Annotated in this window: 26 protein-coding genes and 3 tRNA genes; 14 read left to right on the forward strand and 15 right to left on the reverse strand. The window is 56.7% G+C overall.

The features are described from left to right. Positions 1 to 4 precede the first annotated feature (4 nt). The 4 genes from ANI01nite_RS09405 to ANI01nite_RS09420 form a co-directional block, all read right to left on the reverse strand. Positions 5 to 79: transfer RNA gene (locus ANI01nite_RS09405), tRNA-Pro, on the reverse strand. A 661-nt stretch (positions 80 to 740) separates the two neighbouring features. Then, positions 741 to 811: transfer RNA gene (locus ANI01nite_RS09410), tRNA-Gly, on the reverse strand. Between the two features lie 186 nt (positions 812 to 997). After that, positions 998 to 1,966 (reverse strand): Fpg/Nei family DNA glycosylase, encoded by a 969-nt coding sequence (locus tag ANI01nite_RS09415; RefSeq protein WP_141357603.1) that lies wholly within the window; start codon positions 1,964 to 1,966, stop codon positions 998 to 1,000. 2 nt (positions 1,967 to 1,968) lie between these two features. Beyond that, positions 1,969 to 2,442: a ribose-5-phosphate isomerase gene (locus tag ANI01nite_RS09420; RefSeq protein WP_038990807.1), complete on the reverse strand. Its 474-nt coding sequence runs from the start codon at positions 2,440 to 2,442 to the stop codon at positions 1,969 to 1,971. Positions 2,443 to 2,731: 289 nt separating this feature from the next. Between ANI01nite_RS09420 and pepN the strand changes: the two genes are divergently transcribed. The 3 genes from pepN (at position 2,732) to ANI01nite_RS09435 (ending at position 6,373) form a co-directional block, all read left to right on the forward strand. Next, a complete protein-coding gene (pepN, locus tag ANI01nite_RS09425; RefSeq protein WP_141357605.1) occupies positions 2,732 to 5,287 on the forward strand; it encodes an aminopeptidase N in 2,556 nt (851 codons plus the stop codon). Positions 5,288 to 5,365: 78 nt separating this feature from the next. Continuing rightward, positions 5,366 to 5,842, forward strand: a complete 477-nt coding sequence (locus ANI01nite_RS09430) for an OsmC family protein (RefSeq protein ID WP_038990805.1) — start codon at positions 5,366 to 5,368, stop codon at positions 5,840 to 5,842. A 12-nt stretch (positions 5,843 to 5,854) separates the two neighbouring features. Then, entirely contained in the window at positions 5,855 to 6,373 is a 519-nt protein-coding gene (locus tag ANI01nite_RS09435; protein WP_052253678.1) for a globin, read from the forward strand. A gap of 56 nt (positions 6,374 to 6,429) precedes the next feature. On the opposite strand, the gene ANI01nite_RS09440 is transcribed toward ANI01nite_RS09435, so the two are convergent. After that, positions 6,430 to 7,089: a DUF8185 domain-containing protein gene (locus ANI01nite_RS09440; RefSeq protein ID WP_052253677.1), complete on the reverse strand. Its 660-nt coding sequence runs from the start codon at positions 7,087 to 7,089 to the stop codon at positions 6,430 to 6,432. A 174-nt stretch (positions 7,090 to 7,263) separates the two neighbouring features. Here ANI01nite_RS09440 and ANI01nite_RS09445 point away from each other — a divergent pair, with 174 nt between their 5' ends. After that, positions 7,264 to 8,157, forward strand: a complete 894-nt coding sequence (locus ANI01nite_RS09445; RefSeq protein ID WP_038990804.1) for an acyl-CoA thioesterase — start codon at positions 7,264 to 7,266, stop codon at positions 8,155 to 8,157. Positions 8,158 to 8,188: 31 nt separating this feature from the next. On the opposite strand, the gene ANI01nite_RS09450 is transcribed toward ANI01nite_RS09445, so the two are convergent. Further along, positions 8,189 to 9,925, reverse strand: a complete 1,737-nt coding sequence (locus ANI01nite_RS09450) for an MOSC domain-containing protein (RefSeq protein ID WP_141357607.1) — start codon at positions 9,923 to 9,925, stop codon at positions 8,189 to 8,191. A gap of 111 nt (positions 9,926 to 10,036) precedes the next feature. Then, complete coding sequence (gene soxR, locus ANI01nite_RS09455; protein WP_121866922.1) at positions 10,037 to 10,543, reverse strand: redox-sensitive transcriptional activator SoxR; 507 nt, start codon at positions 10,541 to 10,543, stop codon at positions 10,037 to 10,039. Positions 10,544 to 10,676: 133 nt separating this feature from the next. Between soxR and ANI01nite_RS09460 the strand changes: the two genes are divergently transcribed. Further along, the gene (locus tag ANI01nite_RS09460) at positions 10,677 to 11,183 is read left to right on the forward strand and encodes a flavin reductase family protein (protein ID WP_073706114.1); all 507 of its coding nucleotides are present in this window, start codon (positions 10,677 to 10,679) and stop codon (positions 11,181 to 11,183) included. Positions 11,184 to 11,251: 68 nt separating this feature from the next. Here ANI01nite_RS09460 and ettA read toward each other — a convergent pair whose 3' ends face one another. The 3 genes from ettA to ANI01nite_RS09475 all read right to left on the reverse strand — a co-directional run bounded on the left by ettA (position 11,252) and on the right by ANI01nite_RS09475 (position 14,460). Then, positions 11,252 to 12,934 (reverse strand): energy-dependent translational throttle protein EttA, encoded by a 1,683-nt coding sequence (ettA, locus tag ANI01nite_RS09465; protein WP_038990800.1) that lies wholly within the window; start codon positions 12,932 to 12,934, stop codon positions 11,252 to 11,254. 113 nt (positions 12,935 to 13,047) lie between these two features. After that, positions 13,048 to 13,497 (reverse strand): single-stranded DNA-binding protein, encoded by a 450-nt coding sequence (locus ANI01nite_RS09470; RefSeq protein WP_066138692.1) that lies wholly within the window; start codon positions 13,495 to 13,497, stop codon positions 13,048 to 13,050. Positions 13,498 to 13,587: 90 nt separating this feature from the next. Beyond that, complete coding sequence (locus ANI01nite_RS09475) at positions 13,588 to 14,460, reverse strand: CPBP family intramembrane glutamic endopeptidase (protein WP_141357609.1); 873 nt, start codon at positions 14,458 to 14,460, stop codon at positions 13,588 to 13,590. Positions 14,461 to 14,589: 129 nt separating this feature from the next. On the opposite strand from ANI01nite_RS09475, the gene ANI01nite_RS09480 reads away from it, so the two are divergent. Next, positions 14,590 to 14,663: transfer RNA gene (locus tag ANI01nite_RS09480), tRNA-Arg, on the forward strand. A 113-nt stretch (positions 14,664 to 14,776) separates the two neighbouring features. On the opposite strand, the gene ANI01nite_RS09485 is transcribed toward ANI01nite_RS09480, so the two are convergent. The 4 genes from ANI01nite_RS09485 to ANI01nite_RS09500 form a co-directional block, all read right to left on the reverse strand. Then, on the reverse strand, positions 14,777 to 16,120 hold the full coding sequence (locus tag ANI01nite_RS09485) for a tyrosine-type recombinase/integrase (protein WP_141357611.1): 1,344 nt from the start codon (positions 16,118 to 16,120) through the stop codon (positions 14,777 to 14,779). A 79-nt stretch (positions 16,121 to 16,199) separates the two neighbouring features. After that, on the reverse strand, positions 16,200 to 16,475 hold the full coding sequence (locus ANI01nite_RS09490) for a hypothetical protein (protein ID WP_255314482.1): 276 nt from the start codon (positions 16,473 to 16,475) through the stop codon (positions 16,200 to 16,202). 200 nt (positions 16,476 to 16,675) lie between these two features. After that, a complete protein-coding gene (locus ANI01nite_RS09495) occupies positions 16,676 to 17,086 on the reverse strand; it encodes a hypothetical protein (RefSeq protein ID WP_141357615.1) in 411 nt (136 codons plus the stop codon). A gap of 400 nt (positions 17,087 to 17,486) precedes the next feature. Beyond that, the gene (locus ANI01nite_RS09500) at positions 17,487 to 18,176 is read right to left on the reverse strand and encodes a hypothetical protein (RefSeq protein WP_141357617.1); all 690 of its coding nucleotides are present in this window, start codon (positions 18,174 to 18,176) and stop codon (positions 17,487 to 17,489) included. Positions 18,177 to 18,402: 226 nt separating this feature from the next. On the opposite strand from ANI01nite_RS09500, the gene ANI01nite_RS09505 reads away from it, so the two are divergent. After that, positions 18,403 to 18,681 carry a helix-turn-helix transcriptional regulator gene (locus ANI01nite_RS09505; protein WP_141357620.1) on the forward strand — a complete coding sequence of 93 codons (279 nt, stop codon included), beginning with the start codon at positions 18,403 to 18,405 and terminating at the stop codon, positions 18,679 to 18,681. Beyond that, positions 18,678 to 19,055, forward strand: coding sequence for a hypothetical protein (locus ANI01nite_RS09510; RefSeq protein ID WP_141357621.1), 378 nt, complete (start codon positions 18,678 to 18,680; stop codon positions 19,053 to 19,055). The genes ANI01nite_RS09505 and ANI01nite_RS09510 overlap by 4 nt, the downstream gene beginning before the upstream one ends. A 246-nt stretch (positions 19,056 to 19,301) precedes the next feature. Here the strand turns inward: ANI01nite_RS09510 and ANI01nite_RS09515 are convergent, their stop codons facing one another. Continuing rightward, positions 19,302 to 19,913 carry a hypothetical protein gene (locus ANI01nite_RS09515; RefSeq protein ID WP_141357623.1) on the reverse strand — a complete coding sequence of 204 codons (612 nt, stop codon included), beginning with the start codon at positions 19,911 to 19,913 and terminating at the stop codon, positions 19,302 to 19,304. Between the two features lie 157 nt (positions 19,914 to 20,070). On the opposite strand from ANI01nite_RS09515, the gene ANI01nite_RS09520 reads away from it, so the two are divergent. Genes ANI01nite_RS09520 through ANI01nite_RS09545 form a run of 6 tightly spaced genes read left to right on the forward strand, consistent with a single transcriptional unit; the run spans position 20,071 to position 23,202 of the window. Continuing rightward, positions 20,071 to 20,358, forward strand: a complete 288-nt coding sequence (locus tag ANI01nite_RS09520) for a helix-turn-helix domain-containing protein (RefSeq protein ID WP_218024317.1) — start codon at positions 20,071 to 20,073, stop codon at positions 20,356 to 20,358. Further along, positions 20,346 to 20,663 (forward strand): hypothetical protein, encoded by a 318-nt coding sequence (locus ANI01nite_RS09525; protein WP_141357625.1) that lies wholly within the window; start codon positions 20,346 to 20,348, stop codon positions 20,661 to 20,663. Before ANI01nite_RS09520 ends, ANI01nite_RS09525 begins: the two co-directional genes overlap by 13 nt. Continuing rightward, positions 20,656 to 21,111 (forward strand): hypothetical protein, encoded by a 456-nt coding sequence (locus ANI01nite_RS09530; RefSeq protein WP_141357627.1) that lies wholly within the window; start codon positions 20,656 to 20,658, stop codon positions 21,109 to 21,111. Before ANI01nite_RS09525 ends, ANI01nite_RS09530 begins: the two co-directional genes overlap by 8 nt. Further along, on the forward strand, positions 21,108 to 21,407 hold the full coding sequence (locus ANI01nite_RS09535; protein ID WP_141357629.1) for a hypothetical protein: 300 nt from the start codon (positions 21,108 to 21,110) through the stop codon (positions 21,405 to 21,407). The genes ANI01nite_RS09530 and ANI01nite_RS09535 overlap by 4 nt, the downstream gene beginning before the upstream one ends. Positions 21,408 to 21,412: 5 nt before the next feature. Then, positions 21,413 to 21,622, forward strand: a complete 210-nt coding sequence (locus ANI01nite_RS09540; protein ID WP_141357631.1) for a hypothetical protein — start codon at positions 21,413 to 21,415, stop codon at positions 21,620 to 21,622. A gap of 53 nt (positions 21,623 to 21,675) precedes the next feature. Continuing rightward, complete coding sequence (locus tag ANI01nite_RS09545) at positions 21,676 to 23,202, forward strand: ParB/RepB/Spo0J family partition protein (protein WP_170214618.1); 1,527 nt, start codon at positions 21,676 to 21,678, stop codon at positions 23,200 to 23,202. Positions 23,203 to 23,204: the final 2 nt, after the last annotated feature.

Consider the following 23,204-nt stretch of genomic DNA (forward strand, 5'->3'; position numbering starts at 1 on the left):
AAAGTCGGGGTGACAGGATTCGAACCTGCGACCTCACGCTCCCAAAGCGCGCGCTCTAGCCAAGCTGAGCTACACCCCGGTGAAGTTCAGAAGAAAGCTTGTTTCATCTGGACAAACCGCTTTGTAATCGGTTCGGGAATTTTTTGTTTCCCGTGCTGATCACAAGAAACTAAGTTACACGGGTTCGAACCAAAAGCAAAATCGAGGATTTTGCAAGTAGCACAATGACATCCGCGTAATTCCGCGGTTTTTCTCGTTTCACCTGCCTGGTTCGTTCCAGAAATCGCATATTCGTGAGTTGAATTACAAGTGTATTCTCAACCTTCGGAATCCTCGTTCCCGGGTTAACGGACGCCGAGATCCCTCAAGGGAACCCACTGCCAGAGCCGTAAGCATAGCCAAATCGATATTCCAAGGATTTGTGCACGTACGCTGCGCCTTCAAAAAAGCCGGCAGTAACCATGGGCAACTGCCGTGCACCGAGGCACGTTGGTGATTCCCGGTTCACAATCTGGAAATCCGGCAAAATGTTCAAGCAATCGAAAGCGTATTTCAAGCACTCGATGGATGAGCTCGCCAGAAAACCGCGAAGCAACATCCAAGGCCGATCATTTGGAGATGTCGCTCGGATAAGGGCAGCCCGTTTGAAGCGGCCAGTACCTCAGAATAAAAAGTTTGGAAGAACTGATTTTCTGCCGGGTATGCGAAAAGGTCCCGCACAGCGGAACCTTTTCAAACGGAGGGGATGACGGGAATCGAACCCGCGTCATTAGTTTGGAAGACTAAGGCTTTACCATTAAGCTACATCCCCATTTCGAAGCACCTGCGCTTCGAACAAGATTCAGTCTAGACCATAAAACTCTTGCTTTGCAAATCGAGGATTCCACGTCTCACTTGGGTCCTCTCCCCTAGCACCCGTACGAAGGACTGGCCGGCAAAACACGCCGATAAGTCGGAACGAAAAGAATTCCATCCGTCTCATCGTGGCACTTACCGACTAAGTCGAGTGGCGTTGACGAGGCCTCTTCTGACAGCGTGGGCACCAATACAACTTCCGAGCCGCGACTTCAGCCAGGGAAATCCGGGCCGAGCATTTACGACACTGCATGCCTTGCCGTTGGTAAACGTAATACGCGTTGTCCGGCCAAATCACGCCCTGAGGGTCCCGGTCCTCGGGCAAGGTAGTAATGATCTTGCCATCGCGAACACCGTCTTCCATGACGGAGACGATGTCCCACCAAAGTTTCTTGGTTTTCTGAGCACTTAGCTCATTCGCTGGCAGCGCCGGAGAAATACGATTCCGGAATAATGCTTCGGCACGGTAAATGTTCCCAACGCCGGAGATGACGGACTGATTCATTAGCGCGACGCCGATGGGAGTCTTCGTCTTCAACAGATTGGCACGAAATTCTTTGTGCCCTGCTTCAAGCAATGTTTCGGAGTCCGCGATGTCCGCTTGGCCCTTGGCGGCTCTAAACCGAACCGCAGAACCAATCAATGGATCCGGCCCCAGCTTATTCAGGTGCGCTTGAACCCGGTCATGATCCAACACCTCGCACGCCGTCGGCCCACGCAAATCCGCCCAACCATGCTCGGAAACGATTCGTACCCGTACTGCGCCAACCGGCGCAGGCGGCCCGTTATACGATTCAGCGTCGGAAGTGGTGCCTGTTTCGCTTTCGCCAATCTTCCGTGGCGCACCGATCGACGAGGCACCAGTAAAGTGCTGATCGCCGCCGAAACTGAAGGCACCATAGAGTCCTAAATGCACGCGAAGATACAAATCGTTGGAAAAACGGCAGAACAGTTGCTTGCCTTTGGCAAAGGCGTGCTCTAACTGGTGGCCATCGATTCGTTCCGCATCAGAACTGAAACGGCCTTGCGGGGACGAGACGAGAACCCTTTGCCCGCCAAAGACATCGTCGAATTGGCGGGCAAGGCGGTGAAGGGAATGTCCTTCCGGCACGACTACTCGATGACCTCGCCGGTAGTCTCGTATGCTGCGATCTTGCTGATGCGGCGTACATGGCGTTCAGCTTCGCTGAATGGCTCCGCAAGGAAGGCCTCGATAAGTTCTGCTGCTTCTTCCACCGAGTGCTGGCGCCCGCCTACAGCGATGACATTTGCATTGTTGTGTTCACGGGCGAGCTTGGCGGTGTCCAAGTTCCATGCCAGTGCAGCACGGATACCCTCGACCTTGTTAGCCGCAATCTGTTCGCCATTTCCCGATCCACCCAAAACGATGCCCAGCGCGTCCACGCCGGCACGCTGATCTTCGACGACCGCTAAGGCAGCGTTGATGCAGAACGCCGGGTAGTCATCCTCTGGGTCGTAAGACTTCGGCCCATGGTTGACCATTTCGTAGCCCTTGGCCGTCAGGTGCTTCACCAGGTAATCGCTGAGCTCGAGTCCTGCATGGTCAGTGGCGATATGCACGCGCATAATCTATTGCCTCATTTACTTGGGAGGGGTCTTTTACTGTCCTATCTAGGATAGCGACCGCAGCACACACTCTCGCTACTTCGCAGCCTCACACCTTGGAGTATTAACCCAATAAGTCTTGCGCTCGTCCCAAAGCACGCAATTTACGGGAGTTATTGGAAAATTGAGTAAATTGTTCGGCCCAATGACTTGCGCAATGCCCCGTCGCAGGTGACACAATGGACAGATATTCAATATTCGTTTCACAACTTCCGCTGATGGATAACCATCACCAAGAATTGGAGAACCCATGCCAGGAATGAACCTCACTCGCGCGGAGGCCAGCGAACGCGCGAATCTGCTCAACGTTGACAGCTACGAGGTAAGCCTGGATCTCACTCAGGGTGAGCGCGTCTTTTCTTCAAAAACTGTTGTTCGCTTCACCGCCACTGCCGGCGCGTCGACCTTCATTGATGCAGTCACCGATTCGGTACGCTCGATCAATCTCAACGGAGTAGAGCTGGACCCTGCCGAGCATTCCGATGGCATCCGCATTCAATTGCCGAACCTCGCCGCAGAAAACCTGCTGGTGATTGACGCAGACGCGCTGTACATGAACACCGGCGAGGGCCTGCATCGATTCGTTGACCCAGTGGACCAGGAAGTATACCTGTATACCCAGTTCGAGGTTGCGGACTGCCGGCGCATGTTCGCCGTCTTCGAACAACCCGATTTGAAAGCCACTTTCCAGTTCTCGGTAACCGCACCAAAATACTGGAACGTAGTCTCCAACGCACCTACTCCCGAGCCAATCGAAAACGGCGATTCCGCTACCTGGGACTTTGCGCCGACCCAGCGCATCTCCTGCTATATCACCGCCCTGATTGCTGGCCCCTACCAAGTGGCCCGCGATTCCCTGGTTTCCTCCAGCGGACGCACCATTGAGCTCGGCGTCTTCGCCCGCGCATCAATGATGCAATACCTGGACGTCGAGAACATCATGACTATCACCCGACAGGGCTTCGAATTCTATGAGAAGAACTTCGGCACTCCGTACCCGTTTGAGAAGTACGACCAGCTTTTCGTGCCGGAGTTCAACGCCGGAGCCATGGAGAACGCGGGAGCAGTGACCTTCCTCGAAGAATACGTCTTCCGGTCCCGGCCCACCGGCGCCATGGTGGAACGCCGCGCCATCACCATCCTGCACGAACTGGCCCACATGTGGTTCGGCGACCTGGTCACCATGAAGTGGTGGAACGATCTGTGGCTGAACGAATCATTCGCCGAATTCATGTCCACGCTGGCCGCAGCGCAGAACACCGAGTTCACCAGTGCCTGGACCACCTTCAACACCTTGGAGAAGAACTGGGCCTACCGCCAGGACCAGCTGCCATCCACCCACCCAATCGTCGCCCCGATCAATGATCTGGAAGACGTCGAGGTCAACTTCGACGGCATCACCTACGCCAAGGGCGCTAGCGTTCTGCGACAGCTGGTAGCTTTCGTGGGCCAGGAAGAATTCATGTCAGGCGTGCGCGAGTACTTCTCCAAGCACGCCTGGTCAAACACCGAGCTGCCAGACCTGCTCAAGGAATTGGAAGCAGCCAGCGGCCGAGATCTGAGCGGTTGGGGCGCTCAATGGCTGGAAACTGCTGGAGTGAACACGCTCAAGGCGGAGATAGCTATCGATGAAGACGGCGCCATCTCTTCCTTCGCCATCCGCCAGTCCGCAGTGGCGGAGCATCCGACCCTGCGCCAGCATCGTCTAGCCGTAGGCTTCTACTCGCTGGGCGAGGCTGGCGTGCTGCAGCGAGTGCACCGCGAGGAACTTGATATCGATGGCGAACTCACCGAAGTTCCAGCGCTTGTTGGCCGGCAACGTCCGGATTTGGTCCTGCTCAACGACGATGACCTGACGTATGCCAAGATTCGCTTGGATGAAGTTTCCTTGGCCACTGCCACAGAGCATCTGAAGGACTTCGAAGAGTCGCTGCCTCGGACCTTGGTCTGGTCTGCGGCCTGGGATTCTGTGCGAGATGCCGAAGCACCTGCGAGCACATACGTCCAATTGCTGCTGAACAACATTGGCCACGAAGTAGATTCCACCGTGATCATGGTGCTGCTGCGCCAGCTGAACACCTCACTGGACCTCTACGTCGCGCCCGAACACAGCGAAGAGCTTTCGGTTCAGGCTGCAGACCGTCTGTGGCAACTGGCCTCCGAGGCTGAAGCCGGTTCGGACGCACAGCTGCAGTTCGTAAAGGCCTTTGCCCACCGCTCGCGCACCACCGCGCAGCTGGACCAGGTCAAAAGCCTGTTCGACGGCTCGGCAAGCTTGGCAGGCCTCGTAGTGGACACCGATTTGCGTTGGTCCTTGGCCATTGCGCTGAGTGCTGGCGGCTACATGAGCGATGCCGATCTCGACGCCGTTCTGGCCAACGACGATACCGCCAAGGGCAAGGCGTCGTGGTACACAGCGCGGGCTTCCCGACCCACTGCTGAATCGAAAGCAGAGGCATTCGCGGCTGCAACCGCAGCCAACCTGTCCAACGATCAGCAAAGCGCAGTTATTACCGGTTTCAACAACGTGCACGACAACACGCTGATCGCCGGCTACGCAGAGGAGTACTTCGGGTTGCTCGTCAATGCCTGGGAATCCTACTCCCACGAGATGGCCAAGCAGATCCTGCTGGGCTTCTACCCTAGCTCCAACGTTTCGGAGGAAACCTTGAAGCAGACGGATGAATTCCTGGAGTCCTTGGGCTCCAAGCACGCCGCGATGCGCCGATTGCTGGTGGAGTCGCGTGCCGACGTCGTCCGCGCGCTAGCCGCACGCAAGGCCGATGCGTTGGTTCCAGGAATCTAGGGTCGTTCAGGTGGTGGCTTCTTCCGCTCAATGCGGAAGTAGCCACCACCTTGTGGTTAAAAGTGGGAGAATGGATTCATGGACCTCTCGCAACATGAATACCGGGTGGGCCTCGAATGGACCGGCAATCGTGGAACCGGAACCGAAAGCTACCGAAGCTACGGTCGCGACCATGTATTGCGTGCATCGGGGTTGCCAGAATTGCCAGGCACCGCGGATCCAACCTTCCACGGGGATCGCGATCGCTGGAATCCAGAACAGCTTTTGCTAGCTGCCCTGAGCCAATGCCACATGCTCTCGTACCTCCATGTAGCAGTCACCCATGGCGTGAATGTGACCGCTTACACGGATGATGCCTATGGAACTTTGCGCCTTAACCGAGATAACAGCGGTGAGTTCACCCAGGTCATGCTGCGGCCCACAGTCCATCTTGCCGATGAATCCCAGCGCGAGCTTGCCGATTCGCTCCACGCCCAAGCAAACAAGGTTTGCTTCATCGCCCGGTCTGTCAACTTCCCGGTTCTCCACGAGCCGGTTGCCCCTAGCGCCTCCTGAGGAAATTTACGAATGACTGAAAACCAGCCCACGGCCTCCGACCGCAAGAAGGATCCCTTCAGCAATCCGTTGGTTCTAGGCCGCTCCAGCCAAGAGTTCTTGGATGCCGCAGAGGCACCGATTGATGTTGCCGACTTCCCGGGAACCTTTTATGCAGAAGTCGGCGGCCGTGAGGTATTCGCGCAGTTAACGAAGAATTTCTATAGTTCAGTTGCCGAAGATGCAGACTTCCGGCGGATGTATCCGGAAAAGGAACTTCATGCTGCACAGGTTCGACTCCAGCTGTTCCTGGAACAATACTGGGGCGGTCCAACGACTTTCTCCGAGCATCGTGGTCACCCGCGACTGCGCATGCGCCATGCCAACTACCCAGTGAACAGCCACTATCGTGACGTGTGGCTGGGCCACATGAATAAGGCTATCGACCAACTCGAGCTGCCGATGCTGCAAGCAGATACTTTGCGCGATTATTTTGAGCGCGCAGCCCACTCGCTGCTGAACACTCCGGACGGACACCAGAGCCTGCTCTAGAAAATATGGACTAGAACCGCCAAACGGCGAATTCTAGCCCATTTCTCTAATTCGGCTTAGACGAGCAGTGAAGCCTTGCGCACCAGGACGTGCCCTCGTTCGTTGCTCAGTCGAGTCCAGCTGCCGTTGCGAAGTACTCGGCACTGTCCGCCAGGAATCAAGAATCCCAGCGCATGCATGGCAAATGCAGCGCCCATCGGAATTTCCATTCCCACGTCTGGCACCTGTGTCGACCAGATTCGCTGGCGCACCTGCACTAGCACCGGCAATCCAGGGTTTTCGGGCAACGCCTGGGCCACGGCGTCGATGCCGCTTTGAGCTGAGGACGACAATGTGTCGTTCGCTACGGCCCCAGCGTCTTCCCAACCGGAAACGGGAACTGAGATCCCGGCCCATTTTGGATTCTCTTCAACCGGCGGGAGGGAGAATTCAACGGACGTCTCCCCCATGCGGGCAAGGCGATCTTGAATGGAAGCCAGAGAGTAACTGGCATTGACTTCCGCAGGCTGGGCCAGGCGATGCACGCGCATCCCGAGAATGGTGTAACCACCCTGCCCTAGATCAGCAGGGACAAGAATCGGTACATAGACTGCTAAAGCCGTCTTTCGGGCGACGAATTGGGCCGCGCCATCCTCAATCGTCTTCGCGCGGCTAATAAAGTTCGCTAAGTCGCTTACTGAATTGCTGTCGTCGAAATTCACTGCATCACTCGCCATACATTCATAATCTCACGTAGCCACAGCGATGTGCGGCGAGTTTGCTCATGGCGTGATATCGACCGAGGATACGTATAGTTTTCCTATGAGACCGAATTTCCATGAGAAATTGTTACTTTCAAGTAACATTGACCCTGGTTCAGTTCCAGTAGCGCATGACGAGGAGCCCGCACAGTGACCGAAGACTTAGGCACCACCCAGATCCTGCTGGATCTATTGAACCTGGATGGAGAAGACCAGGCGCGCACAGATGAGGATATCTTCATCGGTCATACCCCTGCTCAGAATCGACCCCGCGTTTTCGGAGGACAGGTTCTAGCCCAGTCCATAATCGCTGCCACGCGCACCATCGAGCCGACCCGTGCCATCCATTCCCTGCACGGATACTTCTTGCGCCCGGGAGACCCGAACCAGACCATTACCTTCGGCGTACAGCGCTTGCGCGATGGCCGCTCATTCTCCGCTCGCAGAGTGCACGCTTACCAAAACGGCGAACCGATCTTGTCGATGATCACCTCGTTCCAAGAGCCTGCCATCGGCTTGGAGCATCATGATCCGATGCCCATCGATGTCCCAGAGCCGGAGTCGCTTCCGACGACAGCGGATCTCGTGGGCCACTTTGACCACCCGGTAGCCAAGGAATGGGCATTCGAACGGCCCTTCGACGTACGTCATGTTTCCGAACCGATTTATCTACCTGGCAATTCGAGCAAGATCGCCGATAGCGCGGTCTGGCTCCGCACTACGTCGGCAATGCCAGATGACTTGTCGCTTCACCGCGCAGCTTTGGCGTATGCCAGCGACTACATGTTGCTTGAACCCGCACTGAGAGCCCATGGTGTGCCGTGGGTTCATCGCGGGTTGAGCATCGCCAGCCTCGACCACGCGATGTGGTGGCATCGAGATTTCCGTGTTGATGAATGGCTGCTCTACGTACTTCATTCTCCATCGGCGTCTTCAGCCCGTGGGCTTGGAACTGGAAAGTTCTACAACAAAGCCGGCGAGCTGGTCGCTACCGTCGCCCAAGAAGGCATGATTCGCCTGCCCGAGTTCTCGGACGGACACTAGTTACTTATCTGAAGCGCAGCGCCCGTGCAGTTCATGCTCCTAATTCAATGTCGCCCGCTGGCACAGCCATGCAGGTGAGGATCCGGTCTTGTTCCACGCGGGCGCTTGGCTCTAACGGGTACGAGACTCTGCCCCTCAGAAGCTTCACAGCGCACTCGCCGCACGAACCCGAACGGCAAAGGCTTGCAGGTTCAACGCCTTGATCTTCGAGTGCTTCGAGCAATACGCCGTCTTTGGCACTCCAAGTAAATGACCTTCGGCTGTCACGACAAGTGACCTCCGCGGATGGATAGTCCTCGAATAGCCTGTCCAGATCAGTAGTGGGCGAGGCGAAGACTTCACGGTGAATCTGCGAAGCCGGAATTCCCGCTCGTTCGCATGCCTCAAAAACCATACTGGTGAATTTTTCCGGTCCGCACACCACTACGCTGTCACAACCCTGTAGATACTGCGCTATCTCAGCAGGCCCGGGCCTGCCCTCAGTTGTGTCGATTCGGTTCAGGCAGATTGACGATTTCAGTTCAGAAGCCATCTGCTCCAAACGGGAGTACAGAGCGCTGGCTCTTCCACGTTCAACATGAATGATCCGCAACTTGCGGCTGTCATTGGCCGCGGCCGCATCGCCGAGCAACCCCAAGGCAGGGGTAATGCCAATGCCTCCGCTGACAATCGCGGTGCAGGCTCCCAGGACCTTGGTCGAGGTCAAGACCCCGTAGGGCCCCGAAACAAGAACTTGCTCGCCCTCATTCAATTGTGCGATTTTGCTTGAGGCTTCGCCCTGGACACGTACATCGATACCAATCCTCGAGCCAGCCACGGATGTAATGGTGTAATTTCTCCACAGAGGGTCCGGCAGGTGAACCCTCAAGTGCATCCCGGCTTCATAGTGCCCGTCAATCCATCCGAAGGGATCTTCAAGCAGGAGTTCGACCACTCCGGCACCCAACTCCTGATTCCGCAATACGGTCATGAACCGTGGCGAAACCTTGGATGGCACGAGTTCTTCAGCTCCGGATGGATCGTCTTCTATTTGAATCTCAGCGCCAGTCTCCAAGACGCCTGGTTCCAAGACAGTTCCATAAATGCCACAGTGGATATGGCCAAAGTAAGTCGCCAGCAAACGTGGTCCATTCGTATCCACTTCGGTCGACACCGGATTTACAGATGTCGCTGAGCAACGAGCGATCGACTTGGTGATAGCAATACGGACATCACCTATGCGCAGCACTTTTCCAATTAGCCCGTACTCGGCATAGGCCGGCACCCCCTCAATCAACAGGTTCCCCCGGTACCGGCGCGGATCCATGTGCACACCTGATACTCTCGATAGTTCCGCAACCGTATTCGGGTTAATGATCGAAATGCCAGACAGACGGGAATCGAACATTCCTTGCGGGGCCGACACTAATTTCCGCGGAATAGGTCCCTGCGGTGGCAAGTATTTCGACAGGTACGCACGAGCGGCATCCATGTCAGCTTGGTTATTCACGTCAAAGCTGAGAGGCGCCGCACCGGTCGAAGCAGGGGCTGTCATGGTGATCAGCGGAGGCCGAGAATGGACCCGCCACTTTTGCAAGCTCTTGTTGTTCTTTAGGATCGTGAAGCTAAGGCAGCTCTCCCACTGGTCTTCGCGATGCATGATGGTGCCATTGCCAAAGGCAACGCGACGGTCGCCTTCCAGACCGCTTCCTTTTCTCACGGCCGCCGAGTCAATTTTTTCGCCCGGCAACCCCTTAATAGGAAAACGGAATATTTGAGCAATCCTCATGGTGGCATTCTAGCTAGATCTGGGTTCATTGCGAGAATTCGGAACGGGTCGCATCGAAGTCAACCCCGCATTCATGGAAATTTCGAGCCAGCTCCAAGGCCTGGCCTGCTGCTATTCCGATTCGTTCGCAACAGCTCCAGGAGTTTCCAATCGCCGCGCTCCCGCGCCCTCATGCGCTAATTGGTCTTCCGGATTCAGCAGGCTGCAGGCCTGCATCGATAGGCAGCCGCATCCGATGCACCCCATAAGCCGATCTTCTAGTTCCTCAATAGCACGTCGCCGCGCTTCGAGAACTTTCTTCCACTCTTCAGTTGCCCGCAACCAATCGTTTTCTGTAGGGATTTTCCCCATAGGCACTGGCGCCAAGGCGCGTTTGATGTCGCTGAGTGGAATACCTAATTTGCTACCCACAGTGATCAAAGAGATCCGCCGCAACAGGTGGCGGGGAAAGCGTCGCTGATTTCCAGCCGTTCGTGTAGCCGCGATCAGGCCAATTTCTTCGTAGTAGTGCAGAGCGGACCTGGCCACGCCAGTGCGGTCACTGACTTGACCGATACTGAGCAGCTCTTGCCCGGGATATTCATTTGCACAATCGCCATGTTCCGCTGTGTGAAGCATCACCTGCCCCTTTCTTGACCTCAAGTTTACTTGAGGTCTTAGGGTAGAGGTATTCAAAGTTGTTGGCAAAGGCTCGGGCTTTTGCATCAGTTACTGGGGTTGGCACTCTAACTTCAGGCAAAGGAGGTACTCAGTGAGCGAATTATCAAGTGACTTCCGCACAGCCTTCCGTCACCACCCGGCTGGAGTAGCACTAATAACAGCAACCATCGACCAGGCATATTACGGCTTAACGATCTCTTCTCTGGCGTCGCTGTCAATCGATCCAGTTGCCGTTTCGTTTTCGCTGGCCAAAGAATCAGGAGCCGCCGGCGCCGTACTTGCTGCACAAAGCTTCGTCATCCACTTACTTGGAGAAGACCAGCAAGAGTTGGCTGGCAACTTTGCCCAGCCCGGTGCCCCGCGATTCACGCGTGATCAAAACTTCCGGATCCTCCCGACCGGTGAACCGCACTTTATTGAAGCACCGGTTGCCTTTCGGGCCAGCATTCATTCTTCGATCAGCATTGGAGGTTCCCGACTGATCGCGGCTGAAGTCCACGAAGTCCTCCACGGTCAACGGCTGCAGCAACACTTGGTCTACCAGGATCGAGAGTATCTGAAGCTCTCCGAATTGCGTGCTGCTTCCGCATCGAATTAACAGATGCGGGCCACACAGAGCATAAAATTAGCCGCCACATTCGTGGCGGCTAATTTTATGACCTGCTATTAATCACGGGTCAGGCGGCGATGGGTGACACGGTGCGGCTTGGCCGCATCGGCGCCCAGTCGTTCAACCTTGTTGCTCTCGTAGGAGTCAAAGTTGCCCTCGAACCAGTACCAGTTCGCCGGATCTTCCTCAGTGCCCTCGTAGGCCAGGATGTGGGTCGCGACTCGGTCCAGGAACCAACGATCGTGCGAGACCACGACAGCGCAGCCCGGGAACTCGAGCAATGCGTTTTCCAACGACGAAAGAGTTTCGACATCCAAGTCGTTAGTAGGCTCATCGAGCAGCAACAGATTGCCGCCCTGCTTAAGGGTCAAGGCCAGGTTGAGTCGGTTGCGCTCACCGCCGGAGAGCACACCTGCCTTCTTCTGCTGGTCTGGACCCTTAAAGCCGAAGGCCGAAACGTAGGCACGCGACGGCATCTCAACCTGTCCGACGTTGATGTAGTCAAGACCATCCGAGACTACTTCCCACAACGACTTCTCAGGGTCAATATTCTCGCGGTTCTGGTCGACGTAGGAGATCTTGACGGTGTCGCCGATCTTGAGCGTTCCGCCGTCAAGCTCTTCAAGTCCAACAATGGTCTTGAAGAGAGTCGACTTGCCAACACCGTTAGGACCGATGACACCAACGATGCCGTTACGAGGAAGAGAGAACGACAGGCCATCGATCAGCACACGATCGCCGAAGCCCTTCTTCAAGTTCTCGGCCTCGATGACTACCTGGCCAAGACGCGGGCCTGGTGGGATCTGAATTTCCTCGAAGTCCAGCTTGCGGGTGCGCTCGGCCTCCGCTGCCATTTCTTCGTATCGTGCCAAACGGGCCTTGGACTTGGTCTGACGGCCCTTGGCATTCGAACGAACCCATTCAAGCTCTTCTGCCAGGCGCTTAGCAAGCTTCTGGTCCTTCTTTCCCTGTACTTCCATGCGTTCGCGCTTCTTCTCCAGGTAAGTGGAGTAGTTGCCCTCGTATGGGTGCAGGCGACCACGATCAACTTCACAGATCCATTCGGCGACATGGTCAAGGAAGTAGCGGTCGTGGGTTACGGCCAATACGGCACCTGGGTACGATGCCAGGTGCTGTTCCAGCCACAGGACGGACTCGGCATCCAAGTGGTTAGTGGGCTCATCGAGCAGCAGCAGATCCGGCTTCTGCAGCAGAAGCTTGCACAATGCTACGCGTCGACGTTCACCACCGGAGAGATGGGTGACTTTCTCGTCGCCCGGTGGGCAGCGCAGGGCGTCCATTGCCTGCTCTAGCTGGTTGTCGATGTCCCATGCGTCGGCTGCGTCGATCGCTTCCTGCAGCTTCCCCATCTCTTCCAGGAGCGCGTCGAAATCGGCGCCTTCCTGAGCCATCTCTTCAGAGATCTCGTTGAATCGGGTGATCTTTTCGTAGATTTCTCCGACGCCTTCCTGGACGTTGCCCAGAACGGTCTTTTCTTCATTTAGTGGTGGTTCCTGCAGGAGGATGCCTACCGAGTAGCCGGGTGAAAGACGTGCTTCACCGTTCGACGGGGTATCGAGTCCCGCCATGATCTTCAGGATCGTTGACTTACCAGCGCCGTTTGGGCCCACGACACCAATTTTGGCACCGGGGAAGAACGACATGCTGACATTGTCAAGGATGACTTTGTCACCAACGGCCTTGCGGGCCTTGGTCATCGTGTAAATGAATTCCGCCATACCTTTAAGGCTAGTCGGTTACCGTGGTCATTTCCGAATCCACACACCACTATTTTGAGTCGGTGGTGCCCGGATTCACACGAAACCATCGAACACCACCAAAACGTGCTTGTTTAGGCCGCTTCCCCATCATCGTTTTGCCAGCTTCCTTCGGTGTCCGCCGAGCGTGATGGATGCTGAACTCGATCGATTTCGCCGGTGTCTGCCCGCACTCGGCTGAATGAACTGGTCCCGAAACGAAGATCGTGACCAATTGAATACGCTTCGATGTCTGCGCTGATTCCGCGAGTTCCATCGGCGCGTTCAAAGTCCCGGATCTGCAGTTTTCCAAAAATCATAACGTGGTCGCCTTGCGCCAACGATTCCATGGAGTTCTCCCCCAGCGTGCGGAAGGCCGAGACGGCATACCAATTGGTCGGCCCATCAGCCCACTGCCCGGTTTCAAGGTCGCGTTTACGCTCATGTGTAGCTACGCGGAATTTCAGGATTGAAACGCCCTTCGGCGTAATGCTGAGTTGAGGCTCCGTTCCAACAATGCCTCGGATTGTCACAAGGTCACTCATGAACCTGTCTCCTTCTTGACCCGAATGCCAGAAACTTTTTCTGCCATTGGATCTGATGGTGGCCCACTAAAAGTGACGATGGTATTGGAATCAGCGGAGTGGGGATAAGTTCTTTGTTCTTTGCTGCTTGAAAGCCCCGAACGGAATCATTACTGCTATGACCAGACCTGGGAGTATCCAGCCGGACCACCCTAAAATAGATCCTTTTGTTGCATCCAGTGGTAGTCCCAGCACCATGAATAGCGAGACGAGTCCGGCGCTCGCATTGAAGGCGCCGTGTGCTAAGGCCGTTGGCCACACGGAATCGCTGTAAGTTCGCAACCAACCAAGGAATGCACCAAATACGATGCACATGCCGCACATGGCCAGGACACCCCATGGCCCCGTCGCCATCGGATAGTTGTACCCCAACAGAACCAGTGGCGCATGCCAAGCGCCCCAGATAGCGCCGGATATCAAGATGGCAGGGAGCTGTCCGTACGATTGCAACCGAACCCAAAGCCAACCACGCCACCCGATCTCCTCGCCTAAGGCGAACAGCGTGTTGAAGAGACTGGCGATAACTATCACCCCGGCTTGCCCTACGAGGTACTTGGCTGGTCCGGCCTCGCCGGAAACGAAGTGCAGAACTGTAAAGTTCTCCAGATCCCCGGGGAATACGCCTAGCCACGTTCCTACGAGCGGCGCCTGGAGAATGAGAGCTAGCGGAATCATGTAAGACAGCACCAGAGCAATTAGGAACTTTCCAGGTCGCTTGATAGGCCACAGCCCGACATCCACGGGGAAGCTCTTCACCCGTCGCTCTGCAATTGCGATCATTAGAGCAGCTACTGTCGGGGTAAACATCATGGCCGTGGCGATGCCCGGCAACCTGGCATCGTTAATGCCATCTCCTCGCCAAAGTGGAAGTGCAACCGCCCAGGCCAGCGCCATGCTGAGTACACAGAAGTAAACGATGCTCAAAATGCCACCGATTCTCAATTTCGGCAACTTAACTACCCCAGATCAGATGATGATGCGCGTACATCTCACCAGCCTAACGGCCTCAAGTCGTATTTTTGGGGAACAATGAGCTAAACTATTTTCGGTTATGCCTCCGTAGCTCAGCTGGATAGAGCAAGAGCCTTCTAATCTCTAGGTCGCCGGTTCGAATCCGGCCGGGGGTACAAAAGAGAAAACCGCCGTTCACTTGGTCAAACAAGTGAGCGGCGGTTCTTTTTTGCCCTCAAATCTGGGTCGATAATCGGCAAATTACCACAGTTTTACCACAGTTTTGTTTTTAAGCGCCGCCGCCGAGGCGTTGCTTCCGGGCATCTGCAAGGGAAATGATGTTGCTCGTCGGTTCTGGTTCAGGGGTCCAGTGGCTGGTGAGTTTCTTGGCGACATCATCATGCATCTCGTCCAGCACATGCTGGTACCTGGTCAGCATTGCGACTTGCGACCATCCGAGAATCTCCATCACTACGCGTGGGTCGATGCCAAGAAGCAGGAGTGTCGTGGCCGCGGTATGCCGGCCGTCGTGGACGCGCCCGTCTGGGACTCCGGCTGACTCTAGAAAGTTCTTCCAGGCTTGCCAGTCGGCACGGTGATCTATCGGCTGGCCGTTCGGCCGGCAGAACACCAATTCGTGGGCCATCCCTGCCTGGTCGGTGTACGGCGCCCAATCTGCCGTGCGCTGCAGAACCTGGACTTTGCGGTGCTCCTTCAGAGCCGACAAAAGCTGGTCCGGCATTGGCACGCTTCGATTGCCTGCAGCACTCTTCGGTGGACCCGTAAAGAATCCGCCACCCTTCCGAGCAGGACAGTTCGAACCGTACCTGCGCCCGCACTCGGAGACCTCGGCGCAACCATGCTTCCAAGGTAGAGAGAACACCTCACGCACAATCTTGATACGCCCGGTGTCGAAATTGATGTCCGACCAGGATAGACCGAGCGCTTCACCCTGCCTCGGGCCAAGCGTCAGATTCAGAATCCACCGAGCACCATCATCCAGCTCGACCGCGGCAGCAAGCATCTTCCGCACTTCCCCGGTCGTGTAAACCTGCGGCTCAAAATCAGACCGCCCAGCAACATCAACACGCAAAACCGGATTGCTACCCAGGACACCACGATTCACAGCAACATTGAGCGCTCGCCGTAGGACTCGGTGAAGGCCAAGGATTGTGCTTGGTGATAGCGGGTCTGCAGTAGACCCTCGCTTGGTGGAGCGCTTCCTGCTCCCCCGCGCATCTTGGTAGAGAATATCGATGTCGGTCGGGGTGAGCTTGTCTAGACGCTTAGATGCGATCCTGTGGCCGCGCACGTAGTTGTCGATTTTGGAGCGATGCGCGTTGATAGTGCGTTCCTTGATGTCGTTGGGCGCGATCACGTCAAGATAGTGATCCAGCCACTCGATCATCCTCGGCGCACGCGATAGGGCCACCGAGCCACCCGAGGCCTTGTTGATCGCAGCGCGTAGCTTGGCAGCGCACTCGGCCTTGGTCTTGCCGTAGACGGATTTGCGGACAGGCTTGCCACTTGGGAGGTAGCCGGCAACGTAGTTCGATTGCCATTGGCCGTCTTTCCGCTGACGCGGCACCGTACCTTCGTTGTTGCTGCGCCTGGTTTGCCCTGAGGTAGTCATGGATCTTCCCTCCTTGGGGAAATTGTGCGCGCCAAATAGTCCCCCTTGGCGCGGTTGGTTACGAGATGTGGATAAGTGGTTAGGCGATGTGATCGCCCGGTGGCCACAGCGCCTGGATCTGGTCGCCGTCGAGGGTGGCCAGGCGGTCTAGGAGTACTTGCTCGGTGACTCCGAGCTCCTCGGCCATTTCGATCGGGCACCGGGACCAACCAGCAACGTCCTGCAGCGCTTCGAAGCTGACGAGGAATCGAGCTACTTCCAGGCAGACCTGCCGCTCGATAGCCGGCGGCTGGCAGCCGGTGTGGCCGCGCTGGATATGGATCGACTCATGGGCCAGAAAGCACTTGCGCTCCACTGACGTGAGTTTCGGGTCAATCCAAATGCGCCGACCGTCAGTGGCCGCGACTATGTCCGGGTACGGACGATTCCAAATAATCATGACGTGCGCGAGTGAGCGCAGCATGCCCCATACATTCTGCATAACTAGAACATATGTTCGAATATCAGTTTCGCCAAGTATGACGAATGAATTCGTCAAACTGTCAGAAGGTGATGCTAAAGCATAGCGATTGAGATGCCTTCAAGTTCGTGTTTGAACTCCGTACCGTCGGCATTGAATGCGCGATTTCTCGATTCGTCCATCAAGCGGATCCATCCCTCGACAGACAGGCCACCAGGTATGGACACGGCACCACCGGACGCCTCCGGCGTATGCTTCATGATAATGACGCGAATCTGGTCATCCATCAACGTCGCCAGGGCGATTGTCTCGTGCGGCGACTTCTCGAATCGATGAACAGTAACTACAGCAGATTCATCCTTGTCCGCCGCCATAACCACCGCGTCACCATCTTCATCAACGGGCGCTACAGACATGAGGCGGTCATGGAATTTCTTACTGAGAAGATCCGCATTCAAGCGCGCCGCAACAGCTGCGCGCCGCGCTAATTGCTCGTTGGCAACCACTGTTCTCTCCAATCGACGGCCTGCCCAGAGATGCGATGAGTCGAATCAATAAAGCAGTTGTGGACCTGTAGGACAGAGTCTAGCTGACAGAGCGACTCCGCCGGAAGATCGCGTCGAGGGTACTGGAAATCCCAGCGGTGCCAATGGTAATTCGCATGGCTACTGCAACCGCGAATAACATCCGCGGGCTTAGGCATGTCCGGATGCTCACTCTGTACTCCGACGCTAAAGTCGACGACCAGGTCTCCCACGGACTTGCAGCGCTTTACCCGTGTGACCGTCCTGAGGCCCTCTCCCAAATCGACCTTCACGGCCCGCGAATCATCACTGCAACCAGCGCATTCTCCGTGCCAGAACGCTCCTGGCACTAACCGATCATGGGGCTTGCGGCTCTTGGCCATTATTCACCTCCTGGATAATCGCCACGCTCGGCGGTTTCTTCGTCGAGCTGCTCGCGCTTAGTCTTTACCTTCGGGTGAGCCGCGAGTTGCTCGCGTGGCGGTACTGGGATGTTCCTGGCTTCGTCACCATGGAGTTCGACAACGGAGAAGTTTTCCGGATCCGCTTCTTCCCTCGCTTCGCTAGCTTTGCGAATTAGATCAAGGGTCTTCTGTTTCGAGCCATCTGGATCATCCGCAGTCCAACTAGCCCGAACTGCCCGCCGCTCCTGCTTAGCCTGTTCAAATTTTCCGCGAGCTTGTTCGCGGCCCGTTTCACGAATTGTTTGAGTGTCATTGTTAATCGTTTCAAGGTCGACGAGGACCCGAACCATTTCGACAACGGCCTTCCGTGACTTCGGCGAGAGATTGTCTGCACCCGGTGGAAGTTCGTCGGCTAGTGGCGGGCCGGGGACTGGTTGTCCCGCTGCTGCGAACGCTACGGATTCCTCGACGCCGGCCAGGTATGCAATCGCCTTGAGAGTCACCTCGCTAGGCTTCGACTTATAGATGCCGTTGCGAATCTGGTTGATCGTCGTATAGACGATCTTGAAACCGGCTTCTTGCGCCTTGAAGGCTAGCTGCCGAGCGGACGTCTGGTGTCGCTCGATCGCCATTTCAATTAGGCCCTTGAGGGTTTCTGTCTCGTTCACAACCACGACTTTCCTAGATGAACTCTCACTTGCTCAATAGTGGAAACGACTTTCTTGAAAAGTAGAAAACACTACTCCCGCATAGTTTACGGGGAGATTTCACTTTTCGCCTTGACAAGCTAGTGCGAAGCGGTGTGTACTTAGGTTGTCAAAATGAAAAGCGAAGGGAATACTGGTTATGCGTGGAACACGTCGACATCTCAATCTCGTTCGAAAGGAGAGTTGGATGCGTGTCATAGATCCGGCTGCGCTGCGGCGCAAGCGAATCAATCAGCGGTTCAGCCAGCGTGATCTGGCTGGCTTGGTGCGCCGGTCGCAGGCGACCATTCACCAGCTGGAAACCGGCAAGATGAAAACCCTGACGGAAGATCTGGCCCTACTCATTTCGGCGCGCCTCTTCACTCCCTGGGAGGAATTGTTCACCCTTGAAGAGCATGAAATCGCGCCTCGTGTTGCAAGTGGTGTTAACACCAAAACTACGGCTTCGGAATCGAGGGTGGCATGAAAAAGAACCTCACACCCCTCGCAGTCGCAGCCCTCGTGCTCGCCGGTTGCGCACCGGCCCAGGCTGACGCTGGCCGCGTTGCCAGCACCGCAGCCGTCGAGCATCACGCGGTGGGCAACAGCTCGAACAGCATCGACGAGGTCCGCGAAGCACTAGAGCAGGATTCCATGCGCGCCCAGGTCCACACGAACTTGGATTCGCTGTTGTCCAGCTCCGAGGCGTACGAGACGCCTTTCGAGTTCGAACGCGATCTGTTCGTCTGCGAGCACCTCCACCCGGTGCCGGCCGACCACGAGGCCGACCACCCGGAGTCCAACCCGCTCGCAACCTGCGTCCGGCACACCTTCGAGGCGCACCAGATAGGCCGGTCATGAGTGAGTTCAAATGCCCGGAGCCGGGCTGCGATTACCACGTCGGCATCGGCGGTCCAGTCGTCACCGACGAGGACTTCGAACTGCAAGAGAGCTACTTCCAAGAAATCGAGAATCACCAGCAGATGCATGAACAATCGCGGGAGGTGTCGACGTCGGAAGTATCTTCGAGGCTGAGAGCACACTGGCTTCGGGCCGATGTCGATGCGCTGGCTGACCCGCGGTGGTCGATTGTCGTGATGGCAGTTCTCATTCTGTCGATGGCAGTGGCTTTCCTGAGCGATCTACCCCTTGCGCAGTTGGTATTCGGTCTAGTTGGCCCCGGTGTCGTCGTGTGGCGATTAGCTGGAATATGCCTTTTGGGCCGACGAGTTGGGCGGGACCTAGTGTGGCTCGTCTCTTCCACTTCAATCGCTGGAAAGCGGACTGTTGCTGCCGATGGATATCTCCGAGCGGGCCGAAATGGTTGAGCGGATACCAGCCGATGGTGAGAAGACGGGCGCGACCTGGACCCTGCGTCATGTAAGTGCAGTAAGCCGCGTCGAAATCTTTCGAATCGATCATGAGTCGTTGCCTATCACCGGGGGGCAGAACGTCCGGATGCGAGAATCCATCGGCAACGATGATGTCTCCGCCATGAACAATCAGGGGGTTGTAAAAGTGTGCGATCCCAGAGCCACGATTGACGATCTCTACCAAGCGGAACTGTTTGCCTTGGTAATCAGCTGTTCCGATTGGCCGAATTTCGATCTCTGGTACCGGCTGATCTCGGCGTGCTTTGAAACTCTGCCCGGCCATATAAACCAGGGTCAACGTCGAGGCAGCAGCTGCGATCCAAGCCGCCAGGTCAGATCCATCCATAATCTTCCTCCGTTGGTAGATGGTTCGTGTAGGGGTACTCGAATCCTATCGGCGGAGCGTCTAAGCCCCGTATTTCGGGCAAATAAGAAGCACCCAGCAGTAGCAGCTGCTGGGTGCGATGAAACCAATAACCAACGGTAAGAAAGGCGTGATTTCAATGACCAGTGTAGTCAATTTCCCGCAGACCCGCAGAGGTGAGCGGGTGATCGATGTGGAACCAGGCATTCCGATGTCCCAGCGTCCTGTCCGGTTGCTGTACTCGGTGATCGAGGCAGGCGAGCTGCTCTCAGTGAGCAAGCAGACCATTTACAACCTGATCGACCAGGGCGACCTGCCCAAGGTGATGATCGGCCGGACAGGCAAGACCATCCGCATCGCGGCGTCTGACTTGCAGGCGTACATCGATAACCAGCGTGTGGAGGTGCAGCCATCATGGGCGATCTGATCCTCACCGTCATCCTTGCCTGTGTCGGCTTGACCGCGATCGGCACGCTCGGCTGCGGAATGTACTTCCTCCTCACCGGGGCCGAGGCCAACGCCAAGACTGCCGAGCTTCGCGATACCGAGGCCAAGCTGAACAAGCAGCGTGTGGAGTCCGCGAAGGTCGCGAACCGCGTGGCAAACGAGATGGGACGGAAGCTGGCGTCGGTGGACGGTCTGGGCGAGTTCGCCCTGGGCTTCTCCCCCAACGCGGACGAGCAGTGTCAGTGCCGCAAGTGCAAAGCGAGAAGAGGAGAGTCCGATGTCTAAGTTCTGGTTCCGGAAGAATCACCAGCTGGACGGCCCTGCACGTCTGGCCGAGACGCAAGCTGTCGTTACTCGCCAAGAGTCCTACGACCGGGCGAAGGAAGCCACCATCCATTTGCTGACTGCGTTGAAGCAGTGGCCAGGCTTCGACTCCACCGGCAACATCAACGGCGTCATCGACCACACGTTGGTGAACATCGACCGCTTGGACGATGCCCTCGACGAGCTGCGCGACCAGATCGACAAGCTTCGTGGCCAGCAAGTGGCCGAGATGATTCGCCAGTCGGGCCATCCGTCTATGCGCTCGCCTGAAAATGCTTTGGTCCAGCCTAGTGGGCAGACTATCCGCGTATCGCTGGGCGGCCCGGTGGCGGCCACGCCGAAGTCTGTGGCAGATCAGGTCACCAAGAGACTCGACGAGGTCTTGAAGCAGAAGGGCGTAGTGCGATGAGCCGGGTCGATGGGCGCGTGATCATCAATCCGAAGGGCTCCGGCCGGCCGTCTGCCACGCTGCACACGTCCTGGTTGGACTCGCCAAAGTCTGAACGTGCGAAGGCCGCGAAGGCGACGGTGAGTGCTTGGGCGAAGAACAAGTACCGCGGCTGCAGCGTCTATGTGGAGGTCGGCACCATCGCGGACGGAGACCACGGAGTGGGCCACCTGCACGTGAACGGGTTGGAGATCGCGGACTTCTCCGCGGTTCCCGCTCCTCCCCCGGTTCCTACCCAGTCCTTGTTCGAAGGGTGATTCCCGTGAGCTCTGCAGACGTTCTCCGTTTCGCGGTGCGCCGCATGTTCTGGGCTCATATGCCTGGCATCGGTTTGCTCCTGCTTCTCTGCTCGCTGACCGCGCAGCTGCCTTCGGGATTCAGCGGGTTGTGTGCGATCGCCGCGTTCGCGTGGGTTGTCCTGGCCTTGGGGGACTGGATAACCGCCGAACTGCGCGCTGATCGCATCAGCTGACCGCCCCGCATTTTCCTTATCAAACTTTTTTGACGCACTAGAGGTGTATTTTCTTGGCTAAATTCAACGGCAGACTCGAAGTTCTTGCCCTTTCCGCAGTGCACCAGCACCCTGACAACATCCGCGAGGACCTGGGCGATCTGGCCCAGCTGGCCGGAGAGATCAAGTCCTTGGGCTTGCTGAACCCGCTGCTTGTCTACCCGCATCCAGACCGCGAGGGCGACTTCGTGGTGCAGGACGGTAACCGTCGCCGCGCCGCGGCTGCGCAGGCCGGCCTGACCGAGGTTCCATGCGTGGTGCTCCCGGAGCCCACCGAGGAGCGTGGCGCTCGCGCTGACATCGAGACCATGCTGACCACCGGCCGCAACCACCGACCATTAACCGAGGCCGAGGTGTCGAAGGGCATCCAGGGCCTGCTGGATCTGGGCATGGACATCACGACGGTGGGCAAGAAGTTCAAGATGTCTCGCAAGGAGGTGCAGGCCCGTGCCAAGGTCGCCCAGAAGGACGACGGCGTCTCCAAGGCCTACTCTGCCGGCCGTCTCACCTTGGAGACGGTGCAGCGCCTGCAGGAACTGGAAGAGAAGTCTGATGATCCTCAGATTTACGAGCGTACCGTGGCCCGTATCGAGGACCTGTCGAACGGTGCCAGCTTGGATACCGTTGAGCGCATCATCGAGCAAACCGAGCGTTCGGTGGCGAAAGACCGCAACCGGGAGAAACTGCAGGAACTGGGCGCCGAGGAAGCACCTGAACATGCTTCGTGGTCCAACCAGTACAGGCGCATCGAGGACGAGCTGTCATTCGAGGAGCATCAAGCGGCAGGCCACCAGTGGCGCATCGACTACTACGAGTCGGAGCCTACTTGGTTCTCCAAGAAGGAGACCGAGGAGTACGTGGCGCCGGAGCCCACGGCCGAGGAGATCGCCGAGAAGAAGTACCAGGACCGTATGGCCTCGAAACTGCCGATCATCCGCGCATCCCGAGACAAGTACGTAATCAGCGTGCTGCAGTCGAAAGACTTGGCCGAGTCCCTGGCTAAGCATGAATTGGTTGACTCGATCTTCAAGGCGAACGAGGAAGACGCGGACGCCCTGGCACGGATAGGGCAGATTATCGATGTACCCACGCCCGAGCAGGCCGAGGATCAGCTCGATGACGACTTCGAAGAGGAAATCGCGAAGTGGACATTGAAGGCCCGGCGCAATCTGGAAAAGATGACACTCGCTCAGCTCATTTTCATCATGAAGTACCTGGAAGTCGCAGGACTCTCCAATGGTCTTGGCAACATCAGAGCCTTCGAACGATCTAGCAATGAGGGACTGCATTGGTTCAACGGATGGAACATGTACGTCCGGTACTACAACTACGTCACCGAGAGTCTGGGATACGAGCTGGATCCAGATGAGGTGGACCTCATGCAGCACTTCGCCAAGAAGAATCCAAACCGCGAATTAGCTTACGACCTGGTCGCGGTGCCCGACGAAGTCACCGCGACCTGCGGCGGCTGCAACCAGGAAGTCGTGGCCGACTCCGAATGGCAGGGCCTGTGCATTGACTGCAACAAGGAGAGCGAATAGCC

It is taken from the genome of Glutamicibacter nicotianae (genome assembly GCF_006539525.1).
GTDB classification, from domain to species: Bacteria; Actinomycetota; Actinomycetes; order Actinomycetales; family Micrococcaceae; genus Glutamicibacter; species Glutamicibacter nicotianae.

Coding starts and splice junctions, on each gene's coding strand:
- ANI01nite_RS09420 (WP_038990807.1), bottom strand. CDS start 2,442: ATGCGCGTGCATATCGCCACTGACCATGCAGGACTCGAGCTCAGCGAT.
- ANI01nite_RS09450 (WP_141357607.1), bottom strand. CDS start 9,925: ATGAGGATTGCTCAAATATTCCGTTTTCCTATTAAGGGGTTGCCGGGC.
- ANI01nite_RS09485 (WP_141357611.1), bottom strand. CDS start 16,120: ATGACTACCTCAGGGCAAACCAGGCGCAGCAACAACGAAGGTACGGTG.
- ANI01nite_RS09470 (WP_066138692.1), bottom strand. CDS start 13,497: ATGAGTGACCTTGTGACAATCCGAGGCATTGTTGGAACGGAGCCTCAA.
- ANI01nite_RS09430 (WP_038990805.1), top strand. CDS start 5,366: ATGGACCTCTCGCAACATGAATACCGGGTGGGCCTCGAATGGACCGGC.
- ANI01nite_RS09535 (WP_141357629.1), top strand. CDS start 21,108: ATGAGCCGGGTCGATGGGCGCGTGATCATCAATCCGAAGGGCTCCGGC.
- ANI01nite_RS09515 (WP_141357623.1), bottom strand. CDS start 19,913: ATGGATGGATCTGACCTGGCGGCTTGGATCGCAGCTGCTGCCTCGACG.
- ANI01nite_RS09440 (WP_052253677.1), bottom strand. CDS start 7,089: ATGGCGAGTGATGCAGTGAATTTCGACGACAGCAATTCAGTAAGCGAC.
- ANI01nite_RS09435 (WP_052253678.1), top strand. CDS start 5,855: ATGACTGAAAACCAGCCCACGGCCTCCGACCGCAAGAAGGATCCCTTC.
- ANI01nite_RS09510 (WP_141357621.1), top strand. CDS start 18,678: ATGAAAAAGAACCTCACACCCCTCGCAGTCGCAGCCCTCGTGCTCGCC.
- ANI01nite_RS09530 (WP_141357627.1), top strand. CDS start 20,656: ATGTCTAAGTTCTGGTTCCGGAAGAATCACCAGCTGGACGGCCCTGCA.
- ANI01nite_RS09520 (WP_218024317.1), top strand. CDS start 20,071: ATGACCAGTGTAGTCAATTTCCCGCAGACCCGCAGAGGTGAGCGGGTG.
- ANI01nite_RS09505 (WP_141357620.1), top strand. CDS start 18,403: ATGCGTGTCATAGATCCGGCTGCGCTGCGGCGCAAGCGAATCAATCAG.
- soxR (WP_121866922.1), bottom strand. CDS start 10,543: ATGCTTCACACAGCGGAACATGGCGATTGTGCAAATGAATATCCCGGG.
- pepN (WP_141357605.1), top strand. CDS start 2,732: ATGCCAGGAATGAACCTCACTCGCGCGGAGGCCAGCGAACGCGCGAAT.
- ANI01nite_RS09525 (WP_141357625.1), top strand. CDS start 20,346: ATGGGCGATCTGATCCTCACCGTCATCCTTGCCTGTGTCGGCTTGACC.
- ettA (WP_038990800.1), bottom strand. CDS start 12,934: ATGGCGGAATTCATTTACACGATGACCAAGGCCCGCAAGGCCGTTGGT.